Origin of the sequence: Dactylosporangium sp. NPDC048998 (assembly GCF_043197855.1) — a bacterium.
GTDB lineage: Bacteria > Actinomycetota > Actinomycetes > Mycobacteriales > Micromonosporaceae > Dactylosporangium.
Genome location: NZ_JBICTV010000044.1, coordinates 23,109 through 45,009 on the forward strand (window position 1 = coordinate 23,109; position 21,901 = coordinate 45,009).

The 21,901-nt window shown below is 68.7% G+C and carries 14 protein-coding genes and 1 pseudogene; 7 read left to right on the forward strand and 8 right to left on the reverse strand.

Annotated elements, in window-relative coordinates:
- Positions 1–410 precede the first annotated feature (410 nt).
- From ACGFI8_RS43310 to ACGFI8_RS43320, 3 genes are all read left to right on the forward strand, one after another.
- Complete coding sequence (locus ACGFI8_RS43310; protein ID WP_392813726.1) at positions 411–3,770, forward strand: nidogen-like domain-containing protein; 3,360 nt, start codon at positions 411–413, stop codon at positions 3,768–3,770.
- A 178-nt stretch (positions 3,771–3,948) separates the two neighbouring features.
- The gene (locus ACGFI8_RS43315) at positions 3,949–4,263 is read left to right on the forward strand and encodes a hypothetical protein (protein WP_392813728.1); all 315 of its coding nucleotides are present in this window, start codon (positions 3,949–3,951) and stop codon (positions 4,261–4,263) included.
- Between the two features lie 55 nt (positions 4,264–4,318).
- A complete protein-coding gene (locus ACGFI8_RS43320) occupies positions 4,319–4,906 on the forward strand; it encodes an RNA polymerase sigma factor (RefSeq protein ID WP_392813731.1) in 588 nt (195 codons plus the stop codon).
- A 408-nt stretch (positions 4,907–5,314) separates the two neighbouring features.
- Here the strand turns inward: ACGFI8_RS43320 and ACGFI8_RS43325 are convergent, their stop codons facing one another.
- The 4 genes from ACGFI8_RS43325 to ACGFI8_RS43340 form a co-directional block, all read right to left on the reverse strand.
- Positions 5,315–6,127: a LuxR C-terminal-related transcriptional regulator gene (locus ACGFI8_RS43325; RefSeq protein ID WP_392813733.1), complete on the reverse strand. Its 813-nt coding sequence runs from the start codon at positions 6,125–6,127 to the stop codon at positions 5,315–5,317.
- 177 nt (positions 6,128–6,304) lie between these two features.
- Complete coding sequence (locus ACGFI8_RS43330; RefSeq protein ID WP_392813736.1) at positions 6,305–7,669, reverse strand: UDP-glucose dehydrogenase family protein; 1,365 nt, start codon at positions 7,667–7,669, stop codon at positions 6,305–6,307.
- 50 nt (positions 7,670–7,719) lie between these two features.
- Positions 7,720–9,657, reverse strand: a complete 1,938-nt coding sequence (locus tag ACGFI8_RS43335) for a right-handed parallel beta-helix repeat-containing protein (RefSeq protein WP_392813738.1) — start codon at positions 9,655–9,657, stop codon at positions 7,720–7,722.
- Positions 9,654–10,940, reverse strand: coding sequence for a glycosyltransferase family 2 protein (locus tag ACGFI8_RS43340; RefSeq protein WP_392813741.1), 1,287 nt, complete (start codon positions 10,938–10,940; stop codon positions 9,654–9,656). Before ACGFI8_RS43340 ends, ACGFI8_RS43335 begins: the two co-directional genes overlap by 4 nt.
- Positions 10,941–11,172: 232 nt before the next feature.
- Between ACGFI8_RS43340 and ACGFI8_RS43345 the strand changes: the two genes are divergently transcribed.
- Positions 11,173–11,859, forward strand: coding sequence for a response regulator (locus ACGFI8_RS43345; protein ID WP_392813743.1), 687 nt, complete (start codon positions 11,173–11,175; stop codon positions 11,857–11,859).
- A 4-nt stretch (positions 11,860–11,863) separates the two neighbouring features.
- Positions 11,864–12,916: a right-handed parallel beta-helix repeat-containing protein gene (locus tag ACGFI8_RS43350; protein WP_392813745.1), complete on the forward strand. Its 1,053-nt coding sequence runs from the start codon at positions 11,864–11,866 to the stop codon at positions 12,914–12,916.
- A 101-nt stretch (positions 12,917–13,017) separates the two neighbouring features.
- Here the strand turns inward: ACGFI8_RS43350 and ACGFI8_RS43355 are convergent, their stop codons facing one another.
- The 4 genes and pseudogenes from ACGFI8_RS43355 to ACGFI8_RS43370 all read right to left on the reverse strand — a co-directional run bounded on the left by ACGFI8_RS43355 (position 13,018) and on the right by ACGFI8_RS43370 (position 17,032).
- Positions 13,018–13,413, reverse strand: coding sequence for a hypothetical protein (locus ACGFI8_RS43355; protein ID WP_392813748.1), 396 nt, complete (start codon positions 13,411–13,413; stop codon positions 13,018–13,020).
- Between the two features lie 330 nt (positions 13,414–13,743).
- Positions 13,744–14,676: pseudogene (locus ACGFI8_RS43360) on the reverse strand (CU044_5270 family protein); the annotation flags it as partial.
- Between the two features lie 221 nt (positions 14,677–14,897).
- Positions 14,898–16,439: a hypothetical protein gene (locus ACGFI8_RS43365; protein ID WP_392813749.1), complete on the reverse strand. Its 1,542-nt coding sequence runs from the start codon at positions 16,437–16,439 to the stop codon at positions 14,898–14,900.
- A gap of 47 nt (positions 16,440–16,486) precedes the next feature.
- Positions 16,487–17,032, reverse strand: a complete 546-nt coding sequence (locus tag ACGFI8_RS43370; RefSeq protein ID WP_392813752.1) for a hypothetical protein — start codon at positions 17,030–17,032, stop codon at positions 16,487–16,489.
- 297 nt (positions 17,033–17,329) lie between these two features.
- Here ACGFI8_RS43370 and ACGFI8_RS43375 point away from each other — a divergent pair, with 297 nt between their 5' ends.
- Both ACGFI8_RS43375 and ACGFI8_RS43380 read left to right on the forward strand, forming a co-directional pair.
- Positions 17,330–18,049 (forward strand): SDR family oxidoreductase, encoded by a 720-nt coding sequence (locus tag ACGFI8_RS43375; protein ID WP_392813754.1) that lies wholly within the window; start codon positions 17,330–17,332, stop codon positions 18,047–18,049.
- Positions 18,050–18,309: 260 nt separating this feature from the next.
- Positions 18,310–21,828: an endo-1,4-beta-xylanase gene (locus ACGFI8_RS43380; RefSeq protein WP_392813757.1), complete on the forward strand. Its 3,519-nt coding sequence runs from the start codon at positions 18,310–18,312 to the stop codon at positions 21,826–21,828.
- The last annotated feature ends 73 nt before the right edge of the window (positions 21,829–21,901 follow it).

Consider the following 21,901-nt stretch of genomic DNA (forward strand, 5'->3'; position numbering starts at 1 on the left):
TCGGTCGATCGGACAATTGCTGCCGCGTAATCGACGAGCCAACAATCAGTGCGCACGAATCTGCCTGCGGCCCAAACGAGAGGTTCAGCATGCGTCAGAGACTGCACCGAACAGGTCGTTTGTCGATTTTCGCAGTAACCGTCATCGGCCTGCTAGCAGCCACCGGAACCACTGTCCTGGCCCACGGCCAGGACCCCGGCACGGCGCATCCGTCCCCGTCACGCTCGTCATCATCATCGCCCGCACCGTCGCCCTCACCGTCTCCAAGTGGATCGCGGCCTTGCCAGGTCAAGTCCCACGACGACATTTCGGTCCGTATTGAAAGCCCCCGCCGGGGAGCCGTCGTCGACCTGACCCGCGCGCCGGTGTTCACGGTCAGCGGTTCCGTGCACGCCGAGCGCCGCGAAAGTGTGGCATCGATTCAGGTGTACGCCGACGGCGTGCTCATCGCCACACCGGCGCCGACCCGCCCGGACGGCCACGACCACCACCGCGACCTGGACCGCGACCGGGACTGGACGGTCAAGACGTCCGCCCCGCCCGGCACACACACGCTGGTCGTCTGCGCGCGGACCGCGCGGGGCGCCACGGCCGCCGACAGTGTGCAGTTCCGCGTCGCCGCACCCTCGTCGACGGCGACGATCACCGCACCGGACGCCGTCGCGCTGTCGGCGGCCGACACCGGCGCGATCACCGACGTGCAGGACGGCACCATCACGTTCCGCCGCCGCCCCGCCTTCACCACCGGTCAGGTGATCGTCGCCGACGTCACCACCGCCGCGCCGAAGGGGCTGATGCGGCGGGTCACCGGCATTACCGCAGTCCGCAACGCCTACGTCGTGCGCACCGTGCCGGCGACGCTGGACGAGGTGTTCTGGCAGGCCGACATCGTCGCGAGCGTACCGCTCGAGCAGCCGACGACCACGGCGGCCGGGATCGCGCCTCGGGCGAACACCCGCGCGGCCGTCAGCACGCCGACGCTGAACCTGAACCAATCGCTCAGTGTCACGCAGGGCAGGCTCACGCTCAAGACCGGACTGAGGGAGAGCTTCAGCGCCTCCATGGACGTCCAGATCAAGATCACGCCGCACTGGTCCTGGAGCCAGCCGACGATCACGATCGACCAGTTCCTGTTGAGCGTATCCGGGACCGCCGAGTTGGGCGCCGACGTGGCCCTGACCGGCGAGGCCGGCAAGATCGAGCACACCTGGGAGAACGTGGTCGGCCCGTACGCTCTCAAGAAGATCGTCCTCCTAGTGGGAGAGTTGCCGATCGTGATCGTCCCGGTCGTATCGTTGGACGTGACGGCCAGCGCCGCGGTCGAGGCCGAACTGAGCTTCGGCGCGTCGGCCAAGGCGGTGCTGACAGCCGGGTTCGAGTACCGCGACGGCGCCGGCTTCCGGAACCTGAGCAACGCCAAGTTGACCGGCGGGGTCACGACGCCGATCAAGGGCGGCGCGAAGTCCACGGGCACGGTCAAGATCGCACCCATTGTGAACATCGTGGCGTGGGTATACGGGGTCGCTGGGCCGGAGATCAAGGTCGAGGCGGGCGTGGAGGCGTCGGCGACGAAGCCGTGCCCGGGCAAGGTCACGGTCGGCCCGTACGTCGAGCTCAAGACCGGCGGCGCGATCAACCTCTTCAAGAAGCGGCTCGCATACGAGGCGGTGCTGGCCAAAGCGAGCTTCGACGCCTACGAGGGCCCGTTCTTCGTGTGCGACCTGAAGATCGACACCGAAGGTCTGCCGGCCGGGCAGGTCGGGACCGCATACTCGGCGAAGCTGGCGGCCAGCGGCGGCAGCAACAAGCCCGGGAGCGGTTCGGAGAAGATCCATTACGTGTGGCACGCCACCGGCCTGCCGCCGGGTCTCGTCCTCGCGGATGACGGGACACTGAGCGGTACACCGTCGGCCAACGGCGATTTCAAACCCGAATTCAGCGTCGCCGACGACGCCGGAGACACCTTCTCCAAAGTCATCCCGATCACGATCACCGGCGGCCTACGGATCACCACGACCTCACTGCCCGACGCCACCGCGGAAGTCCCGTACAGCACCACGCTCGCCGCGGCCAACGGCAGCGGAAACCTGACGTGGACGCTCGACTCCGGTAGCCTGCCGCCGGGCCTCACGCTGAATCCGAACGGCACCATCTCCGGCACGGCCGGCTCGGCGGGCGGCGCGCACGTCACGGTGAGGGTCACCGACGCGGCCGGCAACCACGCCACCGCCACGCTGACGGTCACCGTCAATCCGAAGCTGCCCGACCCGCCGACCGGCACGCCGCGCCCGCCGGACCCGATCCCGGTGTGCACCACCACCTGCGGCACGACGTGGGGCGACCCGCACCTCATCACCTTCGACGGTGCCCGGTACGACTTCCAGCAGGTCGGGGAGTTCGTCGCGGTGAAATCCAGCACGGACGACTTCCAGATCCAGGTACGGCAGGCCCCGCTCCCCGGCTCCCGAACCGTGGCGGTCAACGTCGCGGCGGCGTTCGAGGTCGCGGGTCATCGCGTCGTGTGCTCGGTGGCCGCACAGGGGCTGAAGGTCACGGTCGACGGGCAGCCGGTCACGCTCACTGCGGTACCGCTGGCCCTACCGGGCGGCGGCAGCATTGAGCTCTCCGCGCCCCAAATGGCCACCGTGCGCTGGCCGGATGGTTCCTTCGTCACCGTCGACGCGACGAGCGGGCAGCTCATCACGCTGGCCCTCAGCCTCGCCGACGGCCGGCGCGGGCACGTCACCGGCCTGCTCGGCGACGCCAACGGCGCCGCAGAAAACGACCTGACCACCAGGGACGGCACGGTACTTCCGCCGTCGTCGCCCGCCGATGTGCTCTACGGCGCATACTCGGCAAGCTGGCGGATCAAGCAGGCCGAATCGCTGTTCGACTACGCCCCCGGCGAGGACACCACCACGTTCACCGACACCGCGTTCCCGTACGGCTACATCAGCGTCGACAGCCTCCCTGACGCCAACCGCCAGGCCGCGATCCAAGCCTGCCAGGCGGCCGGCATCCAGCCCGGCCCGACGTTCGATGCCTGCGTCCTCGACGTCGCGCTCACCGGCGACGTCAACGCCGCCACCTCCGCGGCGACCGCGCAGGCCGCCACCAACGGCGGCAAAGCTCCGGGCCTGACCTGCAACGCCGACAACGTGGCACCGACCGACGACGGTTCCAGCCCGGAGATCACCCTGCCGTTCCCGGTCAACTTCTACGGCCGGCAGTTCGGCTCGGTCTGGGTGAACAACAACGGCAACCTGACCTTCACCGGCCCGCTGAGCCAGTACACGCCCGGCCCACTCGGCACGACCAGCGTGGCGATCGTCGCCGGATGGTGGGCCGACGTCGACACCCAGGGCCCCGGCACCGAACCCGTCCACTACGGCACGGGCAAAGTCGACGGCCGGACCGCGTTCTGCGCCACCTACACGAACGTCGGCTACTACTCCGGCCACGCGGACAAGCTGAACTCGTTCCAGATCTACCTGGTCGACCGCAGCGACGTCGGGCCCGGCGCCTTCGACATCGTCCTGCAGTTCCAGAAGCTGCAGTGGGAGACCGGGGACGCCAGCGGCGGCACGGGCGGCCTCGGCGGCACCTCCGCCTATGTCGGCTACAGCAACGGCTCCTGGGAGGCCGGAACCTACCTGGAGCTGCCCGGCTCCGGCGTACCCGGTTCGTTCCTCGACGGCGCGGATGGCAGCCTGGTCACCGGAAAACAAGACGGCGGGCAGCCGGGGGTGTACGTGTACCCGATCCGCTGACGGCCCTTCGACCGGCGCCGGTGTTGCCCCGCGACCGCAGGGCAGCACCGGCGCCGTGATCCAGGTCACTATTGCGGAGCCAACCTTGAGTGGCGTCGTGCGTCTATCGCTGCGGAAGCCGTACCTCATCCACTGGAGTGCTGTGATGCGCCTGAAGGTTCGTTCCGTCGCTTATGTCATGTTCGCGGCTACCGTCGCCGCGATCGGCGCCGTGTCCGCCGTCGCGTTCGCCGACGAGGCTCCGCTGCCGTCGGTCGTGCCCTCGCCGCTGCCGTCGATCGTGCCGTCGCCGGGGTCGACGTCAGTCGTGCCCTCGCCGAGGGCGTCGTCGGTCGTGCCCTCGCCGCTGCCGTCGATCGTGCCCTCGCCGGGGTCGACGTCAGTCGTGCCCTCGCCGAGGGCGTCGTCGGTCGTGCCGTCGCCGGGGTCGTCGTCGGTCGTGCCCTCGCCGGGGTCCTCGCCGGTCGTGCCCTCGCCGTCGCCGCGGCGGTGACCCCGGTTCGGCTCCGCGGTATCGTCGCGCGTTTGTTCCCTGACCTGCGAGAACCATGACGCTCACGTTCCGCCTGCCCTGGCCGCTGCTGCGCGTGCTGCGCTCGGTGATGTCCGGCACGTCCGCTTCCCGAGGCACCCCGCAGCGGGATGGTCCGCCGGCGATCAACGCGCTGTACCACGCGCGGCGGCTCAGCCTGGTACGGCTGGCCGTCCTCATGGTTGACGACCTGCCCACCGCCGAGGATGTCGTGCAGGATGTGTTCGCCGCGTTGTATCAGCGGCACGGGGCGGACCTGCGCACAATCGCCGATCCGCACGCGTACCTCACGGCCGGGGTGATGAACGCGGCGCGGTCGGTGCTGCGCCGACGCCGCAGTGCCCGCGCCTACGTGCCGCCGCCACCGCCACCCGTGCCGGCCGCGGAGGAAGAGGCCCTGCTGTCGGAGGAAGACCAGGATGTACTCGCGGCGCTGGCGCGGCTGACCGTCCGGCAACGCCAGGTGGTGGTGCTGCGGTACTGGTCGGAACTGTCCGAGCAGGAGATCGCCGAGGTGCTGCACGTGTCGCGCGGCACCGTGAAGTCGACAGCCAACCGGGCTCTGACAATCCTGCGTGACGCGCTATCGGAGTTGCGACGATGAACGTCGACATTGAGGGGCGCCTGCGCTGGGCACTCGCCGCACAGGCGGCCCGAGTCACCCCGGAGCGACTGCGGCCGGCGATCCCCCCGACCGCGCTGCTGGTGCGCCGTCCGGCGTCCATATTCGTGCGACGTGTCAGCTGGGTCGCCGCGATGCTGCTGCTTGTGGCCGTCACGATCGTCATGCTGCCTCCAACCGGCTCGGAACCGCAGCAGCCGCCGACCATAGTGACGCCATCGCCGTCCGGCTCGTACGACTCGCCGCCACCGTCGCCTTCACCGAGTCCCACTGCGCCCTCACAGGATGGCGTCGTACCGTCCCCACGTCACGTGGTTACGTCACCGAATATCGGCTCGTCAGCGCCTCCAACGTCGTGACGGACGTGAACACCGGCCCAGCTCGACCAGCTCAGTCGGTGTGGATGAGCCACTCTCCAGTGTGCGGGCTGACCATGCCGGATCGTACTGCGGTGGTGGCCACCTCGAGCCGCGAGTGGGCGCCCATCTTGGTGAGCACGCTCTGGATGTGGCAGCGCGCTGTGGCGGTTGCGATGCCGAGGTTTCGCGCGAGCTTGCTGGTGTTGACGCCGCTCACGAGCGCGCTGAGCACCTCCCGCTCGCGCGGGGTCAGGAACGTCGCGAGTCGCTGGGCGTCGTTCGCCGGCTTCGGATGTGCGCGCGTCATGGATACCGCTGCCGGGGGTCGGGCCGGGATCGCCGGCCGGCCCGCATGCACCCGGGCGAGGATCGCGATGATCTCGGCGGCCGGCTGACGCTTGTCGGCGATGCCGCTCACACCGGCGGCCCATGCCGCGCTGACCAAAGCCTGGTCGATGTGTCCGCACACGAGCACCACCTTGGTAGACGGCGCCGCAGCGACCAGGTCGCCAAGGCGGTCGACCACCGTCTGCGCCCCGAACACCACGTCGAGCAGGCAGATGTCGACCGTTTCGCGGGCAAGCAGGGTGAGGGTCTCGTCGAGGTCGTTCGTCACCGCCACCACGTCTGCGCCGCGCGTCGCGAGCAGGTGCGCCAGCGACTCGGCGAAGACGATGTGGTGGTCGCACACGAGGATGCGCATCATGCGTCCTCGACCTCGGCGGACACCGGCCCGGAAACGGCGGTGATGAACCGGCCCGGCGGGCTGTCGTCGCGCAACCGCGTGTCGGATGGTGTCCCCTGTGGCCTGGACGGCCTCTCCATGGAGCCGCTCAATGCACAAACCCCCTTGTTTCCCGGCCGAACATGGCCGGTGACTGGGTACCGTGTGGTCGCTCCGTACGCATAGCGGCCAATGCCGGGCACAGCGTACGTGAGACGGGTGTGCAAATAGGGGCGATTGCGTTTTTTGGTACGTGCCTCCAGGGTTCTTTCGGTGGCGGAATCCGTGGTTCGCCGGTCAGCGCGGCTTCTTCGTCACATCCGGGCGGCCCAACGCGCGGTACTCCCAGCCCGCGCCACGCCAGCGCTGCGCGTCGAGCGCGTGCCGCCCGTCCACGATGCGACGGTGTCCGACCACCGCGCCCATCGCGTCCGGATCGATCTCACGGAACTCGGCCCACTCCGTCAGCAGGACGACCACGTCGGCGCCACGGGCCGCGTCGAGGGCGCTCTCGCCGTAGCTGAGCTCCGGGTGCACCCGGCGGGCGTTGTCGAGGGCCGCCGGATCGAACACGCAGACGTGGGCGCCCCGGTCGTGCAACATACCGGCCACATCGAGGGCCGGGGCGTCGCGGATGTCGTCGGAGTTGGGCTTGAAGGCGGCCCCGAACGCCGCGATCCGCTTTCCCGCCAGATCGCCGTGGGAAAGCTCGACGACCAGGTCCACGGTGCGGGCGCGCCGCCGCTGGTTGATCTCGTCAACCTCCCGCAGGAAGGCTACGGCCTGGCCGACGCCGCGTTCCTCGGCCCAGTGGGTGAAGGCCCTGATGTCCTTGGGCAGGCAGCCACCGCCGAAGCCGAGGCCGGGCTTGAGGAACCTTCCGCCGATGCGGGCGTCGTAGGCTAGGGACTCGGCGAGGTCGCGCACATCGGCCCCGGTTGCTTCGCAGACCTCCGCCATGGCGTTGATGTACGAGATCTTCGTGGCGAGAAACGCGTTCGCGGCCACTTTGACGAGTTCGGCCGTCGTGAGGTCGGTGACCACCACGGGCGTGCCCTGTAGGATCACCGGGGCAAATGCGGCCATCAGGCGTTGCCGCGCCCATGCCGACGCGACGCCGAACACCAGGCGGTCCGGGTTCATGGTGTCATCGATGGCGAAGCCTTCCCGCAGGAACTCGGGATTCCACGCCACCTCGACGTCCTTGCCCGCAGGGGCCAGCCGCTGGACCAACGCGGTGAGCCGATCGGCGGTTCCGGCCGGGACGGTCGACTTGCCGACCACGAGCGTACGGCGACGCAGGTGGCCGGCCAACTCGCCGAACGCGTCGTAGACGTAGCGCAGGTCGGCCGCGTGCGACCCGTCCTGCTGGGGCGTCCCGACGCACACGAAGTGCACGTCACCGAAGGCGCCGGCCTCCGCGAACGACTCGGTGAAGCGCAGCCGGCCCGACTCGAGGGCCTTGGCGAGCATCTCGGGAAGCCCGGGCTCGAAGAACGGCACCTCACCGGAGTTCAGCCGCTTGATCTTGTCGGGGTCCACATCGACGCCCAGCACCTCGAAGCCCAGGGCGGCCATGCAGACCGCATGAGTAGCGCCGAGGTAGCCGGTCCCGATGACGGTGATCCGGGGCGATTCGGTCGTGTCTGTAGCATCCGCCATATCCATGAATAACCTTCGACTGGTGAATGTTCGATTGGACGAATGGCCGGTCAGCCCACCGACACCGGGATGTTCTGGGCGTCGTCGGTGACCGCGGGAGTCTGGACGGCTTGAATCGCCCTCCCGCGGTGACCGAACTCGCGGACGACCCTCGTGGGCAAGGGCAGTTTGTCGCCGTACGGGTGGAGTACGCCGTACCGCCCGCTCGGCGCGTGGCGCCGTCGCCGGCCGGTGCGCCGCGACCCAGCCAGGAGGATCAGCAGTACGATCGCGGTCCAGAGCAGCGTCATCGGGCTCGCGTAGTGCCTGACCGTGCCCCAGAACGACCTGGTGTCGGACCAGCCCGAGATTCGGTTGTCCTTGACGTCAGCGCTGCCCCGCGCCCGTTGCGCGTCGATGGCCGACGAACCGGTCCCACTGACCACGTTGGACGCCACCACGGTTCCGGAGACGTTGCCGACCAGCGAGATGCCGTGGTTGCCGCCGCCGTCGACGGTGTTGCCGCGTACAGCGGCGTAGGAGTCCCGGATGTAGATGCTGTCGGTCACGTCTCGCACGACGTTGCCGGTGATCGTGGCCCCGACGACCCCGTCGCGGACGGAGATGCCGTGCCGGCGCGCCTCGGTGATGGTGTTGTCGGCGATGGTCACGGTGTCGGCGGCCCCGCGGATCACGACGCCCATGTCGCCGTTCTCGACCCGGTTGTTCCGGACGGCGACGTTGAGACCGCCTGCGATCTCGATGCCGTAGCGGCTGTTGGCGCGGGCGACACTGTTGAGGACTGAGTTCACGCCGTACGGCGCCGTGGACTCCCCGGAGGCCGACAGCCCGTCGGCGAGCGGCTGCCCGTTGACGGTGAAGCCGTTTCTTCCGTTGCGCTCGGCGACGGAGTCACGCACCTGGACCTGCTGGGTGGCACGGAGGGCGAAGCCGTCGCGACCGTTGTCCCGGGAGACGACGCGTTGGACGTCCGCGTCGGTGACGAACCGGTGCATGACGATGCCGTCCGCGAGGCTCTGCTCGACCGTCGTGTCGGTGATGGAGAGACCGCGCGCGCTGGAGGCGAAGAAGCCGAAGGCGTCGCCGGTGATGCTGGAGTGCGTGATCCGGCCGGTGACGTACGGCGCGACGGGAACCGCGAATCGGTTGGTGGGTTGGGTCAGTTCGCCGCTGCGCTGGATGTCGACGGTGTTGCCGCCCGGCGAACCGGCTCCGGTGGTCGGCTCGCCCGCGATGGCACCGAGGTCTGGACGATCGGTGCCGGTGAGGCTGAGACCACCGGTGCGGCCGCTCCAGAATCCGAGATGCGACAGCGCCGCCCGGTCCATCGACAGCTGGCCACCAACGGCGCGGATGTAGGCGCGTCCATCGGTCACGTCGGTGTCCGGCTGGCCTGTCCGGGGATCCCAGCTTGTGATCTTCACCGGCCCTTGCTCGGTTCCCGCGACGGTGAGCACGCCGCCGAACGACACGATGGAGACGAAGCCCTGGACACCGCTGGCCATGCGGATGACCAACCCTGCAGGGTCGGACAGCGCCAACTGTGCGCCGCTGTCCAGATAGATGCTCTCGGTCAACAGGTACGCGCCGTCAGGCTGCTTGACGAACGTCTGCGGGGCAAGCCTGACGAGATCCGCGAGCGTGTACGGGTTGGCTCGTTTCGTGAGTACCAGGGTGTAGCTGTTGCCGGTGTTGACCCGGAACGGTTGCTGCCAGGGATTCGCGGGCTTTCTGGTGCTGCGGGACTGCTTCTTCACCTGGTAGGTCCATTGCAAGCTCGCGGCCGCCGTGACCGCGCGAATCTTGTCCAGCCTCCTGTCCTCGGCCGCGACGAGCGCCGCCTGCCGCTGTGCGTCCTGCTGAACCTGACCGCCAGGATCGGCGGTCGTGGCCGTTGGGAACGACAGCACGGACGCCGCCGCGGCAAGTGTTGCCCAGACGGCGATCCGACCGATCCGGTGGCCGCGAACGCGGCGTGGCGTGCTCACAGTGCCTCCGAGGCGGCAGCGGGCACGCGGCCGCCGTGGCCGGCCAGTGATCCGAAGTCCTGCCCTTCACCGCCAACGCGGTCGCTGGCGCGCGTGAGCCAGCCCTGCCTGTTCATGGTGAGAAACGCGTAGAGCTTGATCGGCAGCGAAATCATGATGACCACCAGCGCGTGCACCGGCAGCAACAGGATCTCTCCCGGGTGCCGCCGCAGATGGGAGTACCCCCGGACGGCCCGTCCGGCGAGCAGCCAGATCACCGCGAACGTGATACCGCCGGACGTCAGTTCGAGGCGGCTGAACACCAGGTACCCGATGGTCATGCCCATGGTCGCCGGCGTCAGCAGGATCTGCAGTACCGTGACCTTGGTGATCAAAGGCGCCCGCCACAGCCAGCCCTTCCACAACGCCGTCAGGTAGCAGCGGTACGAGTTACGGCTCCACCGGATCCGCTGCTTCACGAACGCCCGGAAGGATGCGGGAAACATCGACAGCGCCCGCGCCGAGGACTGATGGACGGTCTTGTAGCCGGAGGCGAGCACGAGCCACGTCAGCCGGCCGTCGTCGCCGGCCACGCACCTGCGGCCGAGGAAGAACTCGTTCTCCAGATGCTCCAGCACCGGCATGACCGCCGAGCGGCGATACGCGGCGGTCCGACCGGACAGGCACGCGACGCCACCTTTGCGTCCCATCGCCGGCACGTAGTCGTAGTAGCGCAGGTTGACCAGCCAGTCGGCGAGCCGGCGCCAGATACTGCTTCCGCGCTGGTAGACGTTCTGCTGGGTGCCCACGCCACCCACACTGGGATCGGCGAAGGGCATCTGTACGGCGGCCAGCAGACCTGGCTGCCACCGGGTGTCCGAGTCCACCAGGACGATCACCTCGCCCTTCGCGGCACGGATGCCGACCCCCAACGCGGATCGCTTGCCGCGATGTTCCATGACCAGCATCCGTACCCGCGGGTCGCTCAGGGCTTCGAGGCGCCGTTGCACGTCGACGTCCTCGACGTCGGGCACGATGATGATCTCCATCGGGTCCTGATCCAGCCATGTCTTCAGGCACTGCATCAGGATGGCCGGATCCTCCCGGTACGACGGAACGACGACGGACACGCTGGTCCGGAAGTCGTTGACGACCGGTCTGGCGAGGCGGGACAGCACTGCACGGCCGAGCCAGATCGTCCAGATGAAGATGCCGGCAACGCCGAGCGGCACCACGGCTCGCCAGGACGTAGCGCCGACGGTCGTGACGAACCACGACCGGACGTATTCGAAGAGCTCCCCCACGAACGCCCGAACCCCCGTGAATCAAATGCGAACTGCGCGGACGATGTGCACACAAGAGTGGCCGCCCACGGCGGTGCTGGGATCCCACGATCGGCGCAGCCGCGTCTACGCCTTGTGATGGAGGGCTTTCCAGTTATTCGGAACAATACGTATATATCGGCTTCTTCTACGTAGACTGGCTCCATCATCTGGATGATGTGCTCAACCGCGCGAACCGGGATCATCGCCAGCCATGGGGGGAATATCGGTACTCGTCGTCGATGACCACGCGGTCTTCGCCGATGCGCTACAGGCTCGGCTGGCGGATGAACCCGACCTCGGCCCGGTCTCGGTCGCGTACAGCGCCGCGCAACTGCGCGCCCACCTCACTCGCAGCAAGCCGGCGGTCATCGTGCTCGACCTGATGCTGGCCGATCGCACCGGGCTCGATCTGGCCGACGACATCCGCGAGCTGTCGCCGACGACGAGGACCGTGATACTGACGGCGATGGAGTCGGTCGAGCCGGTCTTCACCGGGCTCGCGCGCGGCGTGCGGGCCTGGGTGTCCAAGACCATCGACACGGATCGTCTGGTCCGGATCATCCGTGGGGTCTGTGCCGGTGAGGCGTACCTGGCGCCCGACGTTCTCGGTCGGGTGCTGAGCGAGATGTCGGCACGCACCCTGCATCCGGCGCCCGACCCGTTCGCCGGGCTGACCATACGCGAGCGCGAGGTGCTGCAGTGCATGGTCGACGGGCTGACCCGTGCCGAGATCGCCGCGCGCCTGGGAGTCTCGGTGAACACGGTGCGGACCCACGCGCAGAATCTCATCGCGAAACTCGGCACACACTCGACGCTCGAGACGGTGTCCCTCGCGCTGCGGAACGGAATCCGCGCGTCCGGATACCCCGCCGTGCATCGGGTCGGTAGTGTTGTCTAGCTGGATGCGGCGTCTTCGGGTGCACGTCACGCTGAGCTCGGTGGTCCTGGCGCTGGCCGGTTGCACGTCCGGCGGCCGGGGCCCGGCGCCGGTCTCCACCGCGCCCGCCGCCCGAAGCAGCGACCAGCCCGCGCCGCTGCGCATGATCGACGTGCACGATGCCGCCGAGCTGACGCGCGCGCTGGCCAACGCCCGGGCGGGGGACGCGATCCACCTCGCGGACGGCACCTATGCGGGCCAGTTCAAGATCGTCACGAGCGGCACCGCGCAGGCGCCGATCACCTTGTACGGCTCGCGGCAGGCCGTGATCGACGGCGAGGGGACCAACAAGGGCCGCACGATCGAGTTGACGGCCAGCTACTGGCGACTGCAGGGCTTCACGATCACCAACGGGCAGAAGGGCCTGATGGCCCTCGGTGCACAGCACACGGTCGTGGACGGCCTGCTGGTGCACGCCATCGGGGACGAGGCCATCCACTTCCGCGACAACTCCAGCGACAACATCATCCGCAACAGCGAGGTACGCGACACGGGCCTGCGCCGACCGGAATACGGCGAGGCGATCTACCTGGGGCAGGCGGTCAGCAACTGGACCAACGGACCCGACCGCAGCGACCGCAACAAGGTGCTCAACAACGTGCTCGGCCCCGGCATCGCCGCGGAGGACGTCGACGTCAAGGAAGGCACGACCGGGGGCGAGGTGCGCGGCAACGTCTTCGACGGGCGGGGCCAGGCCGGCGAGAACTCGGGCGAAAGCTGGGTCAACGTCAAGGGCAACGACTACGTGATCGCCGACAACAAGGGCACGGCCGCCTACGCGTCGGGCTTCAAGACCCGGGTCGAGGTCGACGGTTGGGGCTGCGGCAACACCTTCCGCGGCAACACCGGCTCGGTGGCGCCGTACCGGGTCAACCAGGGCTGGGCCTTCGACATCCACGGCAGGAACGCCGAGTGTGAAGGTCACGAGAATGTCGTCTGCGCCGACAACACGGTGCAGCCGGGTGGAGCGGGCTTCAGCAATGTTCCGACCGTGACCTGCCCGGCGGCGAAGTCGTGAGCGCAGGAGGCCCCGCTGGACGACCTTCGCGCGGTCTTCCCCGGATACTGACTGCGGTGGTACCGCGGGCCGGCTGACGGCCCGCGGTACCACCGGGGGTCTTACTTGTCCTTCAGGCAGAGGACCGTGCCCTTCTGGCCCTTCTTGCCCTCCCAGAAGGCGCCCGTCCTGTCCTCCCACTGGTCGCACACGCCGGCCACGTCGGCCTCGCTCTGGGTCTTGCCCTCGACCCGGCCGAGCACGATGAAGTTCGCGTCGGCGCTGTCGCACTTGACGAGCACCAGGTCGTTCGCGCCCTTCTGGTGCAGGCAGTCGCCGACGTTGGCGTTCAGGGCGTCGTCGCGGTTGACGTACCAGCCGATGCCGGCCAGCACGACCAGGACGACGATCGAGATCACCACGCGCGGGATCTTGATGCCCTTCTTGGCCGGCTGCGGCGCCACGGGCTGCTGCAGGGGCGGCTGCTCCTGCGGCTGCTGCTGCTGGGGTGTGGTCATGGTATTGGTGCCTCCCGTTGAATGCGTACCGGGAAGGCCTACCGGGTCGGAACCGGTTCGTCGAGGGGTTGCCCGCTCTCTGACTTGTGACCTTGATCGCTTACACGGACTGCCGCGGCGCGAGTACGTTCGGCGGCTCCCATCCCGGTGCGCGGTGTGACCCTGCAGGCAGCGGTACGTGACGTAGGCGACGCGGTCGCCGGCGGCGCACGTCCGCCCGGCCGCCCACGTCGTCTCGAGCCTCAGCTGGTTCTGGCCCCGCGCCGAGCGCAAGCTGTACGACGAGCCGAAGCGGCTGGTCGAGCAGGGTCTGGCGACGGCGACCAGAGATCATTCGCAGCCGCCTTGCTTCGGACCGGGCGGGGCCGCGGGTGCCTCGTCGGCGACCGTGACCGAGAGCAGCGCGGTCGCGCCGAGCACGGTGCCCCCCGGTGCCTGGGCCTTGGCGGCATCGACGACGACGTCGCGGGAGCCGAGGCGTCGGAACGTGACTGGGTCGAAGATCAGCTCGTGCCGCAGGCCGCGCCGGGCGTCGACGTAGCCGATCGCGGTGCCGGTGCGGCCCACCACGTCCTGCACGTCGCCGACCAGCTGAGTACCGGGGATGAGCTTCAACGCCTGGAACACCGCGGTGCGCTGGGCCGCGGGCATCGCGGCATCGGCAAGCTCGCCGCCGGCCTTCCACAGGTAGAAGTTCTTGTCGCCGCCACCGCCGGGGAATCGCGCGAAGTACGCCAACATACCCGTCGGGTCAGCCGGGAGGGTCGCGTAGTAGGCGTAGTCCTGCCGTGCGACGTTGCCCTTCACCGGGCAGATCAGGTGCAGGTCAACGGTGCCCGCGCGCGGCGCCTGCGGCGGGATCGGCAGGCCCGGATAGGCCAACGGCTCCAGCTGCTCCGACCGGGCCGCGCCGGGACGGGTGTTGTCGGCGGAGATCCAGCTGGTGAGTTTCGCACGGTACAGGTAGCGGCCACCGTCACCGAACTCCGCCGTGGCCATCACGACCGACTCGGTGACGACGAACTGCCCGGGTCCCGGGGCGACCCCGCCGCCGGCGGCGGCAGCCAGGTCGAGCACCTCGGCGACGGAGACCGGCTTGAGCACGACTGGTGCCGGCGAGCCGGTCGAGGTGGGTGGGATCCCCGTCCCGGTCTGGCCGCCTGGCGAGCCCGGCAGGGTCAGCGCCACGACGAGCGCAGCGGCCGCGGCCGTCGTCAGGCCCGCGACCGTCACGAAGAGCGGCCGGCGGGACCGGGCCGGAGCCCGGCGGCCCGCGCCCTCCGCGCCCTCGGCGCGAGGACCGCACGATGATCGCGGAGTCGCTCCCCGGTTCGGTGGCCACCGCTGCCTCGGTTGGTCTGGTCATCGAACATCAGGCCTCTCGGCTGTCGGTCAGTACACCAGGTACTTGCCCGACCCCCAGGTGGCGGTTCCCGACGGCTCTCCCCGCGCGGCCCGGCCGGCTCCTACAACGTCGGCGCTGGTCACGGTGGTGATGAGTGGAGCGCCGGCGAGGCGGCCGCCCCCGGGAAGGCGACGCGGATCTGGTGTTCGCCGACGTCCAGGTCGAGCCGGATGGAATTCCTGCCGGTCACGTGCCAGCCGGACGAGTCCTGGCCGTCGACGGTGACCGATACCTCATCCGGGCCGGGGAGCTGGTCGACCGTGAAGCTGGTGGGATTCCCTCGCCGAGACGGTGTGACGGCCGTGGTCTCGATGTTGAGCACGTGCTGGGCCATATCGTTCTGGGCTCGGCGGATGCCGATGCTCGGGTAGTCGACACCGCGGAGGGCCGGTTCCGAAGCCAGTGCGACGTTGGGCTGGTTGAAGACCCGCCACCACGCCCCCGGGCAGGCGCACTCGGTGAGCATCATTGTGGCGTTGATCTGTCCGCGGGGCCAGGTGGAGTCATAGCCGAACCAGAATGCGAAACGGTCGTTCTCGTCGCCGAAGAACCGGGGCTGAAAGTCCCGCTCGACGATAGCCCGGATGCGGTCCTCGATCCCGATGTCCCCGACTTCGCGTGCCATCCACAAGGCGGCAGACAGCTGCTGCGGGCCGGGGCCGAGCCTGCTCAGGGGTATATCAGGGTTGTTCCAGCCGAGTCGGCGCATCGCCAGCTCATACAGCCAGACGGCGAACTCGCGGTCTTGCGGGTACAGATGCAACAGGCAGGGAAGCACGCCATAGGCCGCCAAGGGGCCGGGCAGCGACATGCGGCGTTGTTCTATCGGGTCGTAGTAGGACGCGAACGTGTCCAGCTCGCCGGTGCTCGTCAGGCTCACATAGTGTTGGCGGGCATACTCGACCCAGCGCGGGAACGGCTCGTGCAGGGTGGTTCCGAGCAGCACGTCGTAGAGCTTCAGGCCGAGCCCGGACGCGCTGACGCAGAATGGCCAGATCTTGGTGTTTTCGCAGTGCGGGCCCTGTGGACGGGTCCGGAACTGGGCGGAGATGAACTCTGCGATCCGCTTGTGGGTCCAGGTGAACTGCCGGTTCTGGTAGCCGGTGATGTCGAGTGGCTGGGACTCGCCGGTCTCACCGGATACATAGCGGCGTATTCCGAGCAACAGGTTCAGCCAGCCCCGGTAGAACAGGTTGCCGTCGGCGCCGACCGGGTCCGGCTGCAGCCCCCACGGCTCGACCCCGTTTCCGGTCCATCCCGGAATCGCGTAGCGACCACGAAGCGGCTCGGGGACATTGACCAGCCACTCGGGCGGGTAGCGGTCCACACCGGGATCGGGCCCGATCAGCGTGCACCAGTCAACGGCGCCCCAGAACGAGACATAGCGGCGGATGAGTTCGTCCGCGATCCGGGTGTAGGCCTCCCGCCACGCCGGGGTCGCTTCGAGCATGAGCGGAAGGACGTAACCCATGTATGCGACGTCGAACCGGGGAAAGACGCACATCGGCGGCGCGCTGTAACGATCCCACCATGGGTGGGGTTCGCCCAGGTCACTCCAGTCGTCAGGGGTCGTCGCCTTGTCCCACATGAACCGCAGCCAGCCCAGGGTGCGGTCGTTCAACCCAGCCGCCGGCTGCCTCGCCTTGACCGTCTTGGCAACGCTGCTCATCACGGGTCCCGAAGCGGTTCGCCGCTGGCCCCGCGCACGAGCCAGAGTTTGGCCCGCGAATTCCAGGCGCGGGTCCAGCGCGGATCCAGCTGCCGTACGGCCGGCTCGATCGTGATCTTCTCGACGCCGTTGGAGGCTGGGTCATGTGCCAGGTACGCGCCCGGAAGAGCCTGCCGACGGGAACCCGGTCGGCCGATGGGCACCAGCCTCCGCGTCAGGCCGTGGAACCACGCCAGGATCATCACGCTGCCCTCGAGCCGGACGGCTCCATGCATCAGGTTGACCATGATGCGGTCCATCGCACGTGGCGACGTCAGGTCGCGAAGTGCCTGGCCGCTACTGGTGAACCGGAGCGCGAGGTCGGGAGCCTCGGCCCGCCCGGCGGTCACGGAAACGAGGCGCCGCCGGCTGTCGAAAACCCAGTGCCTCGCGACACCGTCGTCGGTGGAGATCTCGACCGTGAGACTGCGCGTGATCTGCGACCGGACCGGTGTACTGAACCGTGACGCCAGCGCGAGCCCGTGTCCGATCCACCACAGCAGCATCCGCAGCCCCGCCGCGAGCGCCGGACCTGACCGTCGCGGCTGCCCGTGCGACAGCGGGCGGGCAATGTGCATCACGCCGCCCTCCTTCGCCTATCCCGAAGGATTCCTTTACCCGCTGATGGTGGCGTCATGCGTGCGATCTATCCCGTAGTCGCTAAACGGGTAGGACGGGTGTAAACCTGCAATAGGTGACAAAGTCCCGTGGTCGCCCAAGCCTGAGAGGCGCAGTCCGAGCAGCAGTGTGCCACCCAGCATGCTGGGTTCGCTCTTCCAAGCCGACGCGAGGAGGAAGACGCCATGGACATCAAGAACTCGAACGCGTTCGTGACCGGTGCCAACCGCGGCTTCGGACGGCACCTCGCCGCGCAACTGCTCGACCGTGGAGCCGCAAAGGTGTACGCCGCGGCCCGCAACCCCTCGATCGTCGACCTACCGGGCGTGATACCGGTGCGGCTGGACATCACGGATTCCGCTTCCGTGGCCGCGGCCGCGTCCGCCACACAGGATGTCACGCTGTTGATCAATAATGCGGGCATCAGTACCCACGTAGGCCTGATCAACGGTGACCTCGCGGACATCAGGCGAGAGATGGACACACACTTCTACGGCACCCTGGCCGTGACCCGCGCGTTCGCCCCGATACTGGCCAAGAACGGCGGCGGCGCGATCCTCAACGTGCTGTCCGTACTCTCCTGGGTCCACCGCCCCAGCTACGGAGGGTACAGCGCGGCCAAGGCCGCCGAATGGGCGATGACGAACGTGATCCGGCAGGAGCTGGCACCCGCCGGCATCGACGTGACGGCACTCCACGTCGGCTACATGGACACCGACATGGCCGACGACGTCGACCCTTCCGGCAAGCTCGACCCCGCGGTGGTGGCCGCGGCAGCCCTGGACGGTGTCCAGGCCCGCGCGCCCGAAGTCCTCGCCGGCGACCGGGCCCGGCAGGTCAAGGCTGCCCTGTCGGGCGAGCTTGAGCTGCTGTATCCCGATGTGGCGGTAGCGGGCGCCCGCTGACCTCACCGGGCCGGCGCTATCGCGGCGCCGGCCCGGGCAGACCCTTCACCGCCTGCCGCGAAACTTTCTCGACCGGCACCGACTCGCCGTTGACCAGTCGCGCAATCTCGACATGGAGAACTCCTCCGCGGTGCCGAGGGTCGGATGCAGGTATTTCTGGCCCTCGACGCCGTTCGACTGACATGGATAGCATCGCCGCGTCGCACGTACCAGCGCGGTAGCGCCGGCGTTGGTCCTGCGTCGTCCCCCAACAACCTGCCGTGCCAGGAGTTCTCATGGGTCTTGTAAAACGTTATCGACAACGTTCTCCCAGGCGTCACCCTGTCATGATCATCGCTACCGCGATCGTTTTGGCCGGGTTCGTCCAAGGCGTCGCCAGGGCGGATGACGCGGTGTTGCTGTCCAGCAACTTCGAGTCCGGGTACACGCCGTGGGGCACACGCGGGCCGGTGACCCTGGCGCTCTCGGATGAAGCGCACGGCGGCTCGCACAGTCTTTCCGTGACCGGTCGTACCGCCAACTGGAACGGGCCCGCGACCAGCGCGACCGACTTGTTCCGCGCCGGCGCCACCTACTCGGTGACCGGCTGGGTCAAGCTTCCGGCGGGTACCAGCGGCTCCACGGGGATCCACTTCAGCGTGCAGCGCACCCCGGCGGATGGCAGCGGCGACAGCTACGACTGGATCGGTGACAGCACCCCCACCACCGCCAGCACGTGGGTGAAGATCGGCGGCAGCTACACCTTCCCCGCCGGTCAGAGCGCCGCCACCCTCTATGTCGAGGCCGAGGGCGCCACCACCGCGTTCCTGCTCGACGACGTGTCCGTCACCGGGGGGCCGACCACCCCGCCGGCGACCGTGGTGAGCAAGGTCGACTTCGAGGACGGAACCACCGGCACCTGGACACAGAGCGGCGGCGGCACCGGCACGCTCACCGTGATTCCCGGCCCGGACGGCGGGAAGGTGCTCAGCGTCAACAACCGCAATGCGGACTACGTCGGCATCCAGAGCCCGACCGGCCTGTTCCAGGCCGGCAAGACGTACACGCTGTCGATGAAGGCGCGCCTGGCCCCCGGCACGGCCGGGTCAGCGGGCGTGCGCTTCGTGATGAAGCCGCAGTACGAGTGGATCGGCAACACCACGATGACGGCGGACGGCTGGACCACCCTCACCGCCGACTGGACCGCGCCGGGCTCGGCGCCGGCGGGCACCGACCCCACGACGCTGCAGCTGTACATCGGCACCGGGAACCTCGACCCGAACGTGCCGTACACGTATCTCATCGACGACGTCCAGATCACCACGCAGCCCAGCGTGGTCCAGGACCTCACGCCGATCAAAGACACGGTGGACTTCCCGGTCGGCGTGGCGATCGACAGCAGGGAGACCACGGGCAACCCGTCGCAGCTGCTGCTCAAGCACTTCGACCAGGTCACCCCGGAGAACCACTTCAAGCCCGATGCGTGGTACGACGCGGACCGCAAGTTCCGGCCGAGCTCGGACGCGATCGCCATCATGAACTTCGCGCGGGACAACCACCTGCGGGTCTACGGGCACACGCTGGTGTGGTACCAGCAGACGCCGGCCTGGTTCTTCCAGGACGACCAGGGCAACCCGCTGCCGGCCGACGCGACCGGCCGGGCGATCCTGACCCAGCGCCTGCATGACCACATCTTCAACGTGGCCAACTGGCTCGCCACCAACTACGGCAAGTTCGGTGCCGGCAACCCGCTCGTCGCGTTCGACGTCGTCAACGAGGTGGTCGCCGACACCGCCGAGAACGCCGACGGCCTGCGTCGCAGCGAGTGGTACCGGATCCTGGGGGAGAGCTACATCGATCTCGCCTTCCAGTTCGCCAACCAGGCGTTCGACGTCGACCACGCCGCCAGCGGCGCCGACCGCCCGATCAAACTGTTCATCAACGACTTCAACTCGGAGCAGGGTGGCAAGCAGGACCGTTATCACGCCCTCGTGCAACGCCTGAAGACCCGTAACGTGCCCGTGGACGGCGTGGGCCATCAGTTCCACCTCAGCCAGACGACGTCCATCAGCTCGCTCGGCGCGGCCCTGGACCGGTTCACCGATCTGCCGGTGGTGCAGGCGGTGACCGAGCTCGACGTCACGCTCGCCACCCCGGTGACCCAGGCCGAAATCATCGACCAGGGCTACTTCTACCAGGACGCGTTCAAGGTCTTCCGGGCGCACCACTTGTTCTCCGCGACGGTCTGGGGCATCGACGATGCGCGCTCCTGGCGCTCGTCGCAGGCACCGCTCCTCTTCGACGGGCAGCTCCAGGCGAAGCCGGCCTACTACGGCATCGCCGACCCGGCTCACCTGCCGGCGCGCCTGCGCACGGCGAACGTCTTCGGCGGCGATGTCGCCCTCGGCGCGTCGGCGTTCAACGCGATCGAGTGGCAGCAGCTGCCGCCGCTGCCGATCGGCGACGGGGTCGGTTCCTTCGGCCTGCGCTGGAACGCCGACCACCTCACCGCGCTGGTCACCGTGGCCGGCGACAAGGCCGACGCGATCCAGTTCGCGTACGCCGGAAAGGAGCTGACGTTCCGCAAGGACGGCACCGGCGACGTGCCCGGTGTGGTGAGCGGCAACGGCGCTGGTTGGCGGGCGGTCGTCCATCTGCCGCACTCGGGCGTCACGCAGGGCGGTACGGGCGGCCTCGATGTTCGGGTGCTCTCCGGCGGCAACGTCCTGGGCGCCTGGAATTCCCCGGGCGCGCTCGGCACCCTGTCGTACATCGAACCGCTCTCGTACCTCCAGGTCGTACAGGCTCGGCAGGCACCGTCGATCGACGGCGACATCGACGCCGCATGGGCCGACGCCAAGGTCGTGCACACCGGCAAACTGCAGTCCGGCGATTCCGCCGGCGCGACCGCGGACGTGCGCACCCTGTGGCAGAACGACACCTTGTACGTCCTCGCGGTGGTGACCGACCCGCACATCGACGCCTCGTCGTCGAACGCGTACGAGCAGGACTCGGTGGAGCTGTTCATCGATCCCGGTAACGCGAAGAACGGGTCCTACCGGGCCGAGGACGCGCAGATCCGGATCAACGTGAACAACGTCCACTCGTTCGGCACGGGCGACGCGGCCGCTCAGGAGGCCCGCCTGCGCAGCGCGACGAAGCTGACCGCCACCGGATACATCGTCGAGGCGGCGGTGACCCTGGCCGGCCACGGCGGCATCGGCACGTTCCAGGGCCTTGACTTCCAGGTCAACGACGGCACGAACGGCGCACGCACAGCGGTGCATTCGTGGGCCGAGCCGACGGGCACGGGTTACCAGACCACCGCCCGCTGGGGCGTGGGCAACCTGGTCGGCCCGGCGGTGCCGGCTTGGAGCGCTGCCACGACGTACTCCTCCGGCGACTGGGTGACCTACCAGGGCTCGTTCTGGACGGCTTTGTGGAAGACAACCAACCAGGCGCCGGGCGATCCGAATGGCGCGTGGCAGCAGATCGCCACGGCGGACGACGGCGCGACGATCTGGACCCCGTCACGGATCTTCAACAAGGGGGACGCCGTCAAGTACCAGGGCAAGACATACGTCGCCGAATGGTGGACCCGCAACCAGCAGCCGGGCGATCCGAACGGCCCGTGGAAGGAGACGGCGACCGCGCCGGACGGCGCGACGATCTGGACCCCGTCCGGCATCTACAACGCCGGGGACATCGTCGTGTATCAAGGCAAGACGTACGTCGCCCAATGGTGGACCCGCAACGAAACGCCCGGTACGCCCAATGGCCCATGGAAGTCCGCCGGCTGACCGCGGCCTGTAGCCGGTCCGGCTAGAGTGCGGGCCTGGCCTTTCAACGCGTTGGAAGGCCAGGCCCGGTAAG

Excerpts from the sequence above, each read along its gene's own strand:
- ACGFI8_RS43355 (WP_392813748.1), bottom strand. The coding sequence starts at position 13,413 with ATGACCACACCCCAGCAGCAGCAGCCGCAGGAGCAGCCGCCCCTGCAG.
- ACGFI8_RS43330 (WP_392813736.1), bottom strand. The coding sequence starts at position 7,669 with ATGGCGGATGCTACAGACACGACCGAATCGCCCCGGATCACCGTCATC.
- ACGFI8_RS43345 (WP_392813743.1), top strand. The coding sequence starts at position 11,173 with ATGGGGGGAATATCGGTACTCGTCGTCGATGACCACGCGGTCTTCGCC.
- ACGFI8_RS43375 (WP_392813754.1), top strand. The coding sequence starts at position 17,330 with ATGGACATCAAGAACTCGAACGCGTTCGTGACCGGTGCCAACCGCGGC.
- ACGFI8_RS43370 (WP_392813752.1), bottom strand. The coding sequence starts at position 17,032 with ATGCTGCTGTGGTGGATCGGACACGGGCTCGCGCTGGCGTCACGGTTC.
- ACGFI8_RS43320 (WP_392813731.1), top strand. The coding sequence starts at position 4,319 with ATGACGCTCACGTTCCGCCTGCCCTGGCCGCTGCTGCGCGTGCTGCGC.
- ACGFI8_RS43350 (WP_392813745.1), top strand. The coding sequence starts at position 11,864 with ATGCGGCGTCTTCGGGTGCACGTCACGCTGAGCTCGGTGGTCCTGGCG.
- ACGFI8_RS43315 (WP_392813728.1), top strand. The coding sequence starts at position 3,949 with ATGTTCGCGGCTACCGTCGCCGCGATCGGCGCCGTGTCCGCCGTCGCG.